Source organism: Dysgonomonas sp. UBA7630 (assembly GCF_002483985.1).
Classification (GTDB): Bacteria; Bacteroidota; Bacteroidia; order Bacteroidales; family Dysgonomonadaceae; genus Dysgonomonas.
In genome coordinates, this window is record NZ_DLIY01000034.1 from 79,688 (window position 1) to 94,113 (window position 14,426).

General features: G+C 39.3%; 11 protein-coding genes. All 11 read right to left on the minus strand.

The genetic code is table 11. The features are described from left to right. Positions 1 to 100: 100 nt before the first annotated feature. The 11 genes from tatC to B3P17_RS13645 all read right to left on the minus strand — a co-directional run bounded on the left by tatC (position 101) and on the right by B3P17_RS13645 (position 14,400). Positions 101 to 952 (minus strand): twin-arginine translocase subunit TatC, encoded by an 852-nt coding sequence (gene tatC, locus B3P17_RS13595; protein WP_291105880.1) that lies wholly within the window; start codon positions 950 to 952, stop codon positions 101 to 103. 14 nt (positions 953 to 966) lie between these two features. Beyond that, entirely contained in the window at positions 967 to 1,170 is a 204-nt protein-coding gene (gene tatA, locus B3P17_RS13600; protein WP_006841533.1) for a twin-arginine translocase TatA/TatE family subunit, read from the minus strand. Positions 1,171 to 1,305: 135 nt separating this feature from the next. After that, a complete protein-coding gene (locus B3P17_RS13605) occupies positions 1,306 to 2,274 on the minus strand; it encodes an FAD:protein FMN transferase (RefSeq protein ID WP_252637072.1) in 969 nt (322 codons plus the stop codon). A gap of 138 nt (positions 2,275 to 2,412) precedes the next feature. Beyond that, a complete protein-coding gene (locus tag B3P17_RS13610) occupies positions 2,413 to 3,303 on the minus strand; it encodes a sugar phosphate isomerase/epimerase family protein (RefSeq protein ID WP_252637074.1) in 891 nt (296 codons plus the stop codon). A gap of 88 nt (positions 3,304 to 3,391) precedes the next feature. Beyond that, positions 3,392 to 4,279: a 3-keto-disaccharide hydrolase gene (locus B3P17_RS13615; RefSeq protein WP_291105883.1), complete on the minus strand. Its 888-nt coding sequence runs from the start codon at positions 4,277 to 4,279 to the stop codon at positions 3,392 to 3,394. A gap of 38 nt (positions 4,280 to 4,317) precedes the next feature. Then, positions 4,318 to 5,793, minus strand: coding sequence for a Gfo/Idh/MocA family protein (locus tag B3P17_RS13620; protein WP_252637076.1), 1,476 nt, complete (start codon positions 5,791 to 5,793; stop codon positions 4,318 to 4,320). Between the two features lie 86 nt (positions 5,794 to 5,879). Further along, positions 5,880 to 7,571, minus strand: a complete 1,692-nt coding sequence (locus B3P17_RS13625; RefSeq protein WP_291105885.1) for a Gfo/Idh/MocA family protein — start codon at positions 7,569 to 7,571, stop codon at positions 5,880 to 5,882. Between the two features lie 5 nt (positions 7,572 to 7,576). Then, positions 7,577 to 8,071 (minus strand): DoxX family protein, encoded by a 495-nt coding sequence (locus B3P17_RS13630; RefSeq protein ID WP_135106623.1) that lies wholly within the window; start codon positions 8,069 to 8,071, stop codon positions 7,577 to 7,579. 360 nt (positions 8,072 to 8,431) lie between these two features. Next, entirely contained in the window at positions 8,432 to 9,445 is a 1,014-nt protein-coding gene (locus tag B3P17_RS13635; RefSeq protein WP_252637080.1) for a Gfo/Idh/MocA family protein, read from the minus strand. 193 nt (positions 9,446 to 9,638) lie between these two features. Beyond that, a complete protein-coding gene (locus B3P17_RS13640; protein WP_252637081.1) occupies positions 9,639 to 11,351 on the minus strand; it encodes a RagB/SusD family nutrient uptake outer membrane protein in 1,713 nt (570 codons plus the stop codon). Between the two features lie 13 nt (positions 11,352 to 11,364). Continuing rightward, positions 11,365 to 14,400 carry a SusC/RagA family TonB-linked outer membrane protein gene (locus B3P17_RS13645; protein WP_252637082.1) on the minus strand — a complete coding sequence of 1,012 codons (3,036 nt, stop codon included), beginning with the start codon at positions 14,398 to 14,400 and terminating at the stop codon, positions 11,365 to 11,367. Between the last annotated feature and the right edge of the window lie 26 nt (positions 14,401 to 14,426).

Below are 14,426 nucleotides of genomic sequence, written 5' to 3' on the forward strand. Positions count from 1 at the left end.
CCCGATTGGTTACCAATCGGGGTTTTTATTTATCGATATTTTATCTTTTAATAGAAATGCAGATTCTCTTGATGATTTCTCTCCCAAGTAATATTTACTATTACAAAGTCTTTATTTCTACATCGGCAGTATCTTCATCCTCATCTTCCTCATCCGTTTCTTTCGGTGCAGGTTTTACCATAAAGCGGCTCAATTCAAAGAGCATATAAAGCGGCACAAATACAACCGAAAGGGTAAATGGATCTCCTGATGGAGTGATTATGGCTGATAATACCAATAGTCCAACAATGGCATGTCTTCTAAATTTCTTAAAGAAAGATCTATTTAAAAAGCCCAATTGAGATAAAAGCCACGATACCAAAGGAAGTTCGAATACAATTCCCATGATGAATATTAACGTAAGGAAATTATCCATATACGAATCGAGCGAAATTGTATTCTCGATCATCTCACTTAATTGGTATGTCGATAAGAATCGGAATGTCATAGGGAATACAAGAAAATATCCTACAGCACATCCGATAAAGAACATACCTGTTCCGAACAGAAATACCCATCTGATACTCTTCTTCTCATTAGAATAGAGATAAGGGCTTACAAAACGCCACACTTCAAATGCAAGGTATGGGAATGTCAATATTAGAGCAAACCAAAATGAAGTGGTCATGTGCCTGAAAAACTGCGAAGTAAGATTATAGTTTATAATCTTAATATGAAATGTATCATCGCAGAAGTCGGGCATAAAGGGCACGGATGATGTCACATAACATAGATATTTATACAATACAAAGTCGGCACGGGTAGGACCCATTATCCAGCTGTCGTATATATACGGCATGATTGCAAAACCAAGTATCGCAAAAACAAATAAGGCAATGATAGACCTGACAAGAGTCCACCGTAGTTCTTCTAAATGATCCCAAAAGGACATTCCTTCACTGTTCTCTTCCATAGAAGTATACTACATCAATCTTTTTTAGTTGTTGTATCGTTATCCCCGGTTATATCATCTTCTATACCTTTAACTCCCTCTTTGAAGTTTTTGATACCTTTCCCTAGTCCTTTCATTAGTTCAGGTATTTTGCGTCCCCCGAAAAGTAAAAGTACAACTATGGCTATGATGATGATTTCACCTGTTCCCAGATTTCCTAAAAATAATAAGGTATTCATGATTTTTGTTTTTTTAGTGCTTTATGATATTATTTCTATTAGATTGTTTTCAGTTGACAAAATAATACAAATAATATCTAACAAAGCGGATATGTTTTAATATTTATTTCTTTTTAACACAGTAAGAAAGGCATCTTATTCGTCTCCTTGAATGATCTTGTCTTCTAATGCCGGAGTGCAGTACATTTTATACTCTCCATCCTCGTCACAGATAAATATAGCCTCAATCTCAGCGTTGTTATTTATCCATTCCAACGACTTGTCTACTCCCGCAACCAGAAATGCTGTGGCATAAGCATCTGCTGTGAGGCAATCGTTTGCTATCACTGTTGTGGATAGTAGATTATGCCGTGCCGGATAGCCTGTAGCCGGATTGATTGTATGCGTTATTTTTTCTCCATTTTCGATATAAAATTGTCTGTAATTTCCGGAAGTCGCTATTCCTTTATTTGTAATTTGTAAAATAGCTTGCATGTCTTGTCCGGGAATGAGGTTGCTTTCGGATGGGCGGTCAATACCTATTCTCCAGTCTTCGCCATGAAGGTTTTCTCCTCTTACTCGAATTTCTCCTCCGATCTCTACAAGATAATTAAGGCATTTATGCTGTTCCAAGAATAAAGCTACAATATCAGCAGAATATCCTTTTGCAATAGCATTTACATTCAATACAATATTGGGATGATCTTTTACAATGCGTCTGTCCTTGATGCTTATTTTGTCCATTCCTATATACTTTCTCATCTCTTCTATCTGCTTCCTATTGGGCGGACATTTTTCTTGAGAGCTAAATCCCCAGGCCCTGAATAGCGGCTCTGCCGAGATATCGAAAGTATTTTCTGTGTGGGCACTTATTTCTTTTGCTTTGTTGAAGACTGTATAAAAATAATCATCTATTTCTACGTCTTCATTTCTGTTGACTCGCGAAATAATGGATTCATTGTCATATACCGATAATGATTTCTCAAAGTTGGCAAGCAGCTCTTCTATTTCGGGTTGAAAATCTCTATCTTCACTATCTTGATATATAATATTATAACTGGTTCCTTCGGCTCTACCTTGTATATTGTAGTAGAAGGAGCCGTTGTCGGCCATTATTGCGTTCATCTATTCGCTTATATACTTTTTTAGCTATGCGGCTTGTCATAATGAACGGAGAGAAGAATTTCTTTAAAGAAATATACATTTGCTAAATAGATCTTCAAACTACTCCGTCCAATCTGACAAAAGCATATCTAATTTTTCTTATTTGTCGTAGCTTTCTTTTACTAAAGGACAATTTAATAAATAGTCAAGGCTTTTCTTTACACTTTCCTCAGGAGTAAAGCTGTATTGCTCTACTTCTACCACAAGATGTTTAACTCCTGCAGCATCAGTGTTGTTGAAGATGGCGTCAAAGCCTACCATACCACTTTGTCCAAGTTCTCTGTTGTCTTTGATATGCAGCAAAGTGAAACGGTTTTTATATTTATTGAAATAATCTACAGGGCTTTTTCCACCTCTTACTACCCAGTATACATCCATTTCGAAGAATACATATTCAGGGTTTGTGTTTTCTAGCATGTAGTCGTACATAACCTTATCTTCGATCTTATTTTTCAGTTCGAAGTCGTGATTGTGATAGCCAAAGAGCATACCGTTTTCTTTACATCTCTTTCCTATTTCGTTATAGTACTCACAATAAGTTTGTAAGTCTTTCAATGTTTTAGGTGTATCCATCCATGGAGTTACAATGTATTTCATTCCTGCTGCTTTGTGCGCTGCAATAGTTTGATCCCACCATTTAAGTGCTTCTGTAAAATCTTTAGAAGCCAGTTCTTTTTCTGTAAGGCCTTTTCCTGTATGAGAAGAAAGCACTTTCATTCCGGCTTTTTCTATGCTTGCCTTAAATTCTTCAGGTGTTTTTCCATAGAATTTTCCGTCTGCATAATTCGCAGCCTCTACCGATGTGAATCCCATTTCTCCGGCTTTCTTGATTGTTGCATCATAGTCTTTAGCAATGTCGTCTCTCAACGAGTACAATTGTAGAGAAATATCTTTCTTTACAGGTGCAGCTTGTTGCTGAGTTGCATCTGCTTTTGGATTGCAAGAAGCTAACATAAGGAGAGTAGTAGCTATAATAATTGATACTTTCATGATAATGTAAGATTATTTAAAAGCCAAATCCAAGAAGGGGCAAGCCCTTCAAGGATTTGGAAGATATTTTAATAGAAAAAACTAGTTATTAGTCAAGGATTTTGATTCTGATATTACGGAACCAAACATCATCACCATGATCTTGAAGACCAATATAACCTTCTCTGTTAGGTCCACCGCAGTTGTTTAGCAATTCGTAAGCCAAAGGCCATTTTTCTTCGCTAAATTTGCTTGCTTGAAGCATTTCTGTCCATTGTGGAGTCCATAGATGATACTCAACTACGTTTTCGCCATTTTGTCCATGAACTACAGTTCCTTTGTAAACCATAACTTTCGCTTTGTTCCATTCACCGAATGGTTTAGCGTTTTGTGGTTTAGCAGGAATCATATCATATAATGACATTGATTGACGGTTGTTGTCTTTACCCATTTTTGCATCAGGGTGATTGGCATTGTCTAACACTTGAGCTTCAGGAGCTGAAATATAGATAGGTTCCATTTTCATCTCTCCGGTTTTCGGATCTTTTGTCTGAACTTCTTGTGCCAGATAGAAAATACCGGAGTTACTTCCTTTAGCCACTTTCCATTCTAGTTCCAATTCGAAATTTTTGAACTTGTGAGCAAAGATAATGTCGCCACCGTCTTTTTCTTGAGCTTCTCCGCCGCCGCTACCATTAAATTTGATAGCTCCTTGGTCGATAACCCACTTTCCCGGAACAGCATCTTTTCCATAACCACGCCATCCGTCGAATGTTTTGCCATCGAAGATAACGATATAACCATCTTTATCTTTTTTGAATTTAGACAGGTCTACTTGAGGTTTGTCTAATACAGTATATTCAGGTTTCATTGCTTCAGTTCGTTTTGTTGAATCAGTATCAGTCCCTTTTTTCTCAGCATTCTTAGCCCCACCGCCACAAGCAATAAATGCTCCGGCAATCATGCAACAGCTTAATGAATAGATAATTTTTTTCATCTTTATTTTGATTTTTAAATTAAAACAATATTACTTAGTTATGGCATATCAGGTAATTTCCATCCCTGACGATATGTATGCTTGATCAGTTCATTTGCAAACTCCTGAGCATTGATAGGATCAGTCCAGATCTTATTGAATTTAGGGTCGCCGTCAACAATCTTGAAGTCATCCTTGATTAATATCTTAATCTGTTCGTTAGGGTCGATATTTGTGAACTTCATGTTATCTCCATCCCAATACAATTCCTTATTCAAGGTCTGCAAACGAATCGCCAATACTCCCATTACTACCATTTCGTTGAATGGACCTGCTTCGCTGAAATCGGATTTAGTCATTACACGACTAGAGGCATCTTCCTTACAAGCGCGTACCCAATCCATTTCGTGAGATGTTTCTACACGGCGTTGTGTTTTAGGTGCTTTCGGAACGCGACCAGACAACAACCAAGGGTTCACTCCATAGCATCCGCAAATCAGCGTATCTTTTGTTCCATGGAAGATAACCAATCCACCACCTTCGCCCATTAATTGTTTTCCTTGAGGGAAACCTTTCGGACGATCTGGCATCATACCGCCATCATACCAATGTACTTCAACTTCAGGCATACCCACTTTCGGCATATTATCGCGAGCAGGGAATGTTAATTTAACGTGTTGTGCTTGTGGTGCGCAATCCTGCAACAACAAGGTGGATGAACCTTGTACTTTAGTAGGGTAGCCCAAATTCAAGCCTTTGAATACCGGGTGCATGATGTGACAAGCCATGTCGCCTAATGCACCTGTACCATAATCCCACCAGCCACGCCAGTTCCAAGGAGTATATAATGCATTGTAAGGGCGTACCTTTGCAGGGCCTGAAAATAAGTCCCAATTTAGGGTGCTTGGTATTTTATCTACTTTTTCAGGAGCATTTAGTCCCTGTGGCCAAATAGGGCGGTCGGTAGCACATTCAACTTTTGTTACTTCACCTATCTCGCCATTGGCAATCCATTCGCAAACGAGGTTAACGCCTTCTCCCGATGAGCCTTGGTTACCCATTTGAGTAGCGACTTTATGTTTTTTAGCCAACTTAGTTAGCAAGCGTGATTCATAAACTGTATGAGTAAGCGGTTTTTGACAGTACACATGTTTGCCCATTGTCATTGCATCGGCAGAAACGATGGCATGTGTATGGTCTGCTGTTGCTACTATTACCGCATCAATGGATTTGCCCATTTCGTCGTACATCTTACGGAAGTCCCAATATTTTTTTGCATTTGGGAATCTTTCAAATACGCCTTTAGCATATTTCCAGTCTACGTCACATAGTCCGACTATGTTTTCTGTAGCTTCCACAGCTTTGATATTAGCATGTCCCATGCCGCCAATACCTACAGCTGCAATATTCAATTTGTCACTCGGAGCTATATGCCCAAAGTTTTTCCCCAATACAGAGCTTGGGATGATCGTCAGTCCAATAGCGGCTTTTGCTCCTGTTGAGAGGAACTTTCTTCTCGAAATGTCTGATGCCATAATTTTTTTTGTTTTTTGGTTAATATTGTTTTTAGATTTAATGGTATATTTTAGTTTTCACTTTTCACTGCTAAATTGTAAATATATTAATTTATTTCGCCTCTTACTATTTCCTCTTTGTCTTTATCCCAATACATTGTACGACCTTCCAGATATGCACGAGTTCCCATGTGTGCTGTAATGGCTTCGTCGAAAGCAGCATCGATACCACAAGAAGTTTTCTTACTGTTGTCGCGGATACACTCCAGCCATTCTCTGATATGAAGGAATGTTGTATCATACCGCTTTCCTCCCAGATACGAATATAGCAGACCACGTTGAGCAAAATACAGCTCGGTGGCAGAAGTTACTGCGTCTACATTGCTTTTACCCGGAACGTATGTATAGAAAGGTACATCGGGTTTGATGATTCCTTTCTCGATTTTCTCCTTGTATCTTGTCGATCCGCTATCTACTTTAACGGTTAGCGTATCTCCGACTTCCATCGATGCATCGTGCCCCATGATTACTTTTCCCCTATTGCGGTTGCTGGCTAATGTTGCACTATATAGCATTGTCATATTTTTATCAGGGAATTCGAATGTTGTTTGCAGCACATCCGGAACGGTTCTTCCATCCTTGAAGAAATAAACACCACCGGAAGAAGTTGCAGAATGAGGAATGCCGACGCCCATCAATTGGTTTACAGCATCGTACTCGTGTGTAAGCAAGTCTCCACTTAGTCCTGTACTGTAATCCCACCAGCAACGCCAACGGAAGAAACGTTCGAGGCTAAACTTGTCTCTAGCATCCGGACCTACATATTTGGCAAGATTATGCGCTGTCATATAGTCCATATATTCTTTCACTCTTTCAGGATCACCCTCAAATTGTTTCCAGTCCACTGTCTGTGGGTTCGCTGTAGGATGGATATCATAAACCCAAGCTCCGTTAGGATCATTACGGTTTGTACAAACTTCTATAAGCGTATCAGGGCCAAGTAATCCTTTGTCTAATATCTCTTTAGCTTTATGGTAGCTGTCTACCTGTCTGCCTTGATGTCCTAGCTGAAAAACTACGCCGGTCTGTTTAATAACCTCTCTTATCATGTACGTTTCGGGTACAGTCCACGAAAGCGGTTTTTCTACATACACATGTTTTCCTGCTTTTGCTGCATCCATAGCCATTGTGCTATGCCAGTGATCGGGTGTAGCAATGATAACGGCGTCGATGTCGTCAGCTGCAAGCATTTCCTGATAGTGACGATATCGTTTTGGAGCAGGTCCCAGTTTACCGCCTACACCTTCCCTGTTTATATTTGATCCGGCTGCAATACCTTCTTCGGCAAATGTATCGAATATGTCGCACACGCCTGTTAAGACGATATTGAGGTTTTCTTGTTCTCTAAATAGTTGATATCTACTATCTTTTTTGTCTTTTTTTGAAGAGTCAATCAGCTTTTGGAGAGATTCTGGGGTTGCAAATCCAGCAGCTCTTAACAATTGTTTTCCTCTGATGCCGCAACCAATAATCCCTAATCGAATCTGTTTTCCGTTTGGCTGTAGTTCGGGGATAGTTGCTGTTTCTTTACTTAATTTAAAGACGTCGCTCACATCGTGCATCGTCTTATCATATTTTTGCTTCTTATAAACACCATAGGCTAAAGCTCCCAATACAGGAACTGTAGCTAATGCCTTCAATGCTTCTCGTCTGCCTTGTGATTCGGGCAGTTGACTGTCGTTAGACTGAGCGTTGTTGTCTTTATTTGGCTCTGGAACTATCTTATCTTCGGATGTCATGTTTGTTAAGCTGTTTTGCGTTTTAATAATCTTGAAATGTATCGGTCAAATCCGATAATGTGCGAGGTAGGGAAATATATTAATACCATCAATGCTCCTATCTCTATCAGGTTCTTGTCTATCCATAGATAAGAGCCTTCGGTTGGCATCATAGAATTTGCGCCTATATAAGGTATGTGAGACAAATAGTATAGGCTAAGAAAAACGATACCTCCGATAGATGCATAACGCGAAAAGCAACCAAGTATAAGTCCGAGTCCGACAAGTGTTAATCCGTAGATATTAACATAATTCGAAAAGGCTAGAAATTCTGCGTTTTCGGCAATACTGTGGAAGAAGTCTGCCATAAATCCTCGTGAATCCATAAGGTAAGGATAAGCAGTCCAACTTGAACTAAAGAGTTTTACAAGACCTTCGTATAAAAAATGCCAGCCAATCAGTAATCTGAGTATTACCAGCCAGAGGGTCTGAGGGCGCGAATAAGATGTTAGTTTATTCATGGGTTAGTAAATAATAAGTTCTGTCTTTTTCAAGAAAGTTAAAATATAGATTGTTTAATTGTTCATATAATTTATAAAAAGCTGAGCATTTTTCTTGTTGTCTTGAGCCTATTTTGTCAATGACAAACAAGACGGCTTTAAGTTTTTGTTAATGAGTGCTATAATGTGCAATCACGGTAGCATTTATTCAATCCTAAAAAGTAAATGAAAATGCGGAATAAAGCTAGGAATATTTTAAATAAGTAAATCTCTCATTACTGTTAAAAANNTTGTATAACAATAGTAAATCTCTTAGAGCAAAAATCTTTTTTTATTCAAAATAATGTAATAAAACAAACGCGTATTTGTGACAATTTAATATTATATGCTATCTGCAGGATAAATTATCCCCAATTGTTTCCTTATTTCATCAATAATTTCTATTGTAATTAATGAATTCTCAAGGCTATTAATTGTAGATTCTCTTCTATTTTTTTGAATTAGATCAATGAATTCTGCAACTTCAAAATAATACTCATGTGTAGGATTGGGAATACTTATTATAGTTTCCTCTCCTCCTCGTTTTTTTAGTGTTACTTTGTTTATGATATTTATCCGGTCGGCAGTTATTGTACCCTCTTCTCCCTGTATCTCTGTTGGTAGGCTCGAGTCTGCTATTTTGGAATACATGACTGTTGCATCCATGTCTTCATATTCAAAATTAACACTTCCTTGTCCATCGGCTCCTGTAAACAGTTTAAGGCCTGTAGCGCTAATTTTTTTAGGTCGCCCGAATAAGACCACCATCGGATATATGGTATATACGCCCAAATCCATTACTGCTCCGTTAGATAACGACGGGTCGAAAGCATTTAATATAACGCCTTCTTTTAGTTTGTCGTACCGAGAGGAGTATTGGCAATAACAAGAGAAATATTTACGTATTGTTCCTATTTCTTTTAGATTGTCTTTTATTGTAGAGAAGTTTGGGGTCATTGTCGGCTTCATTGCTTCCATTAGCCTTACATTATACTTCTCGGCTGCCGCTATCATGGCTTTTACTTCATTCGCATTCGATGCAAATGGTTTTTCACAAAATACGTGTTTGCCATGTTGCATACACAAAATGCTTTGTGAAGCATGTAGCGAATTCGGCGATGCAATATATACCGCATCTATCAAATTGCTCGAAACCATATCCTCAAGAGAAGTGAACGTATGGGGAACGTTGTGCTTCTTCGCAAATTCATCTGCACGTTCTTGTGTACGGGAATAGATTGCTGCAAGTTCGAAACGATGGTCAAGTCTCGCCGCTTCCAGAACTTTGTCTACTATAAAATTTGTGCCTATAACTCCGAAGCGGACTTTAAATGAGCCATTTTCCAACGATTCCATATATAATGTATTTATAGAAAGACAAAGGTAAATATTTATTATTTAAGGAACTAGATAAAAATATTTCATTTGTTCTTAAACTGTTGCTTAATTAAAGATTTTTAGAGACTTTGAGGGCATTTAGTTGTCATTTTATCGATTAAAATCTCTGTAGTGCAAACAGAGAGGAATGCACTACAGAGATTTTTAATTTTTAATATCCGGGATTTTGCTTCAATAAATTGTTTGCTCCTATCAGACTATAGTGAATAGGGAATCTATTCAGGTCTGTATTGTTAGTTGCTTTATGATCCCACCAATTTTCTGTTACATAGGCATCCCAACGTACTAAATCGGTGCGTCTTCTGCCTTCTGCCAAAAATTCTAATTGCCATTCATCCAGCATGCGATATTTATCCAGCTTAGAGCCCGTTACAGGATCAGGGTCGTTGCCATTTGCAAAATAGCGTTTACGTACAGTATTGATCAATTCGGCTGCGCCATCTTTGTCTCCAGCCCGCATTTTGCATTCTGCCAATGTATAATAAATTTCTGCAAGACGAATAACAGGAACGTCCGGATCGAATTTGCGGTTTTTCTCACTCTGATTAGGACGTGGGCTACGTTTAGTAACACGCACACAAGAAGCTTCTTCTGCTGTGGCAATTGTAGATGGAAGTGACTCCAATGTCGGATATTCCGCCGATCCAACTTTTGCAAAATAAGCAACCTGATCTCTTACTACAAGTGTTTTTCCGCTGTATTCGCGGCTCCCTGTACATGTCCAGCTTGGATTTGTAGGATTTACAAGTTCTCCTACAATAAACATTCCACGATACTTGCCGGCTCCTTCGTATACATATAGTTGTTTGCGAATGTCGTTATCGTTGAACTTGGCATAAGCACCACCCAATTTGTGAGAATATTTTTTACCTGTCGGATCGAGGCTTGGTATTAGTCCAATACCGTTATTAGAACCTGAGCCTTCTAGTCCTCCCAAATAATTCTTGTAGTTGTAAGGTACCATATAGCTCCAGTACATACCGTCAGTTTCGAGCTTGGCATTCTCGCTTGGTACAGACCAAATAATTTCGGGACTAGTTTCGTTATCGAATCCGAATATATTTGTCCAGTCTGTATCCAATTTGTATTTGCCGTATTTTCCGTCAATGATATCCTGGCAGATTGTTGCTGCTTCTGAATACTTTTCTTCGCCGATATATGATTTGGCGTTAAAATAAAGGCGAGCCAGTAAAGCCGCTCCGGCAGCCCGATTGATACTTCCGTTTTCCAATCCGCCAAGCTCTTCTTTTACAGGAAGATTAGGAATAGCTTCTTTGAGTAATTTCTCTATAAAATCGAAAGTCTCTTTATCTGTAGAACGTCCTTTTACTTCACTCTGTGTAGTAGTATATAGAGGTACTCCTCCAAAGAAATCCAGACCATCCAGATAGAAAGAGGCTACAAGTGCTTTTTGCTGATTTAGCATCGATTCTCGTGTACCTTCAGCAAATCCCAAAGCATCGAAGTTTACTTTTTCTAAATCTTCGAGAGCATCCCATGCAAGAGCCACTCCCATAGCAAAGTTAGTCCATCCTGTTTCTATAAAAGCCATGTCCTCAGTGTATTCATGGTGATGGAATTTTTGATACAAGGCTCCATTATACCAGTCGCTACCACGTGTAGGCAAGCAAAATTCATCGGTACCCAATTCTTGCAACATCCAGCGAGGTTCGTTATTGGCAATATACCAGCGCCAATGTGTAAACGGACGGTTGAAACGTTCCCAAACAGCTTCCTGAGAGGTGTAGAATGTCTCAGGAACTACCTGTGAATAAAATGTAGGTTCTACGCTACACGAAGTAATTGCGAATAGACAAATCGTAATTCCGATTAAGACGGAATTATATATTTTAAACTTTTTCATCTTTTGTGTATGTTTAGAAATTTAACTGAAGACCTAATGTATAAGTGCGGGTTGTAGGATAAAAATCATCTCTTGACCAGAATTTTTCCGTACCACCTTCCCATCCTGTGATATTCACTTGGGGGTTCATGCCGCTATAGCCGGTAATGGTGCATACATTACCTACGGTTCCGTATATGCGTAGGCGGTCTATCAGTTTCGTATATTTCTTCATAGAAAGGGTGTACCCGAGTGTGATCGCATCTATCTTTAAGAATGTACCGTCTTCGAGATAATAATCACAGATTTGTTTTTCCCCTTTAATATGGTTGAATTCGCCATATGCTGATTTTAATACATTCGTATTTCCCTGCCCCTGAATTCCGAAGTACATGTTTAGGGCATTGTATACATCAAAGTCGATCCAGCTTCGCAAACTGATTCCCATATCGAGATTTTTATACTGCAAGGTATGTCTCCATCCGAGGATGAGCTTAGGTGTATAATTTCCGATGTATTGTTTATCGTTTTCGGTTTTTTCCGATGCCGGTATTATTTTTCCTTCTTTGTTGTAGAGTAAGAATTTTCCATCATCGTCGAATCCCGCAAACTTCCAAAGATAGAATGCGCCTATTGTAGAACCTTCTTCTATGCGTGCTGCATCTCCCGGGCTACCCGGGGCAGGAAACCCATTTCCGTTGTAATATGTATTATTCCCCCAAAGAGTAAGAATCTTACCCGAGTTGTGACCTAGGTTGAGGTTACTGTTCCATGTGAAATCTTTAGTACGGATGATGTCTCCGCCAATTTCAAACTCCCATCCTTTACTCTCCATACTACCTATGTTTTGGTACTGAGAACCTTGTGTGAATGGTGGTTGAGGAACTTTAACACTGTAGATAAGGTTGTCGATCTTACGTCTGTAATAATCGAATTTACCATATAGGCGACCATCGAAAAGCGAATAATCCAAACCGAAGTTCCATTCTTTCTTTTCTTCCCATCCTAGGTTTGGATTTATATTTTGAGTTTTACCAAATGAGTATGCCCATGTTCCGTCAGGAAGCATCCAGTACGCATCGGAGCCCAGCATATCCGCCATATAAGAGGAGCTAAAGTCGTTATTACCTGTTACTCCATAGCCAACCCTAACTTTGAGGTCATCTATCCAGCTTATATTCTTCATAAACTTTTCACCAGAGATGCGCCATCCACCCGACAAAGACCAGAAATCGGCCCAGCGGTTGTCTGCTGCAAACTTCGATGAACCTTCGTGTCTGAGTGAAGCCTGTAATAGATACTTGTTTTGATACGAGTAGTTGGCACGTGCAAATACAGAAAATAAGCGTTCTGTAATACTTTTGCCTGAACTCATTCCGGCTTTACCATCACTCAGGTAGGATCCGGCACCGATGTTCCAAAATTTTATTCCATCTACATCGAAATCGTAATTGGAAACACTAAATCCTTCACCGTTTTTCTCAAAATAAGAATACCCTGCTACAGCATTTAGTACATGTCCGCCATCAAATTCTTTGATGTAAGTTGCGAAACCTTCGGAAGTAAGATTTTCTGTTTTGTCGAAAGTGAGGGTTGCGGCTCCTCTTCGTCTGTCTTCTATCTCTTCTCGGTGATAGCGCGATTTGTAGAAATGATATTCCCACTGGCGGTTTTCATATCCTATTACTTGCTGAAATGACAGGCCGGGTATAGGTTTTATATTCAATTTGAAAGTAGCTTCAGGCTTGAACCATTTGTCCAGTCCTTCGTAAGTACTCAGGTTGGCATCAGCTAAAACGTTATAGTCCAGTGTTTCGTTGGTCCATACATTGTAGCCTGTTTCGCTATCAGGGTCGTAAGGAGATCTGGTTGGGTTGTTGCGCATCGCCTGCTGGAAGTTTGGATAGTTGTTATTGCGCATCGCCTGACGATAATCTACGCTCGGTCTGATTTCGAGCCATCCATCAAGAACTTTAAAGTTGGCGTTAAATCTTCCTCCATAATCCTGACGCTCATCTTTGATTGAAATTCCCTGATTTTTTTCATAAAAAAAGGAAGAATATATTTGGGCATTCTCTGTTCCGGCTTCGAGAGAAAGATGGTGTTTTTGTGAAAAGTTATCATCGTTGATAAGCTCTTTCCACCAATTTGTATCTGTACCATAATCTGTACCGATCTTATGCTCTGCATATTCTCTTCCTGTTAGCATCTCTGGAGCTCCGTAATTTTGTTTCTTTGTCATTTCGGTCGAGTAGGTCATTTTCACCTTACCGCTTGTATTCGATCCGCTTTTGGTGGTAATGAGTATTACACCCGATGCAGCACGTGTTCCATAGATAGCTCCGGCAGAGGCATCTTTAAGGACGTCGATAGTCAAGATATCGTCTTGCGAGAGTGAGCGTATGTCCCCTCCCGGAAACCCATCAATAACGATAAGAGGCGACTTCCCTGAGTTTATAGAAGTCATCCCTCGCAGCTGGAATGTAGTTCCTGCATTTGCACTACCGATATTGTTCATAATAAGTCCGCTAACTCTACCTTGCAAAGCGGAGGATACGTCCGATCCGCCTACTCCTGTCATCAGGTCTTTTGCTGATATGGATGTTACAGAACTGGTCACTTGCTTCTTCTCTAATGTACCATATCCAATTACGACTACCTCATCCAGTGTTTTGGTGTCTTCTTGTAGCTGTACGTTAAAAGATGTTTGTCCGGCTACGGATATTTCTTTCGATATATATCCTACAAATGAAATAAGCAAGGTAGCATTTTCGGGCACGTTGTCCAATCTAGCTATTCCATCGATATCTGTGATATTTCCATTTGTAGTTCCTTTTACCGCTACATTGGCGCCAACTACAGGGCCAACATTGTCGCTTACTGTTACTGTTACTGTTTTACCTTTTTGCAAAGGTGTTGTTTCATGCACTATGGCTTTATTCGTATCGTTTCGGTCGGAGGCCTGAAGGTTGTATGGGCATAATGTGATTCCTGCTATTGTAAAAGTTAATAAGGAAAACATTTTGAATGATCTGATAGGCCGGGTATTAAATTTTTGTTGTGTCTTCATCAATTTTAAGTAAAATTGTTAATAAT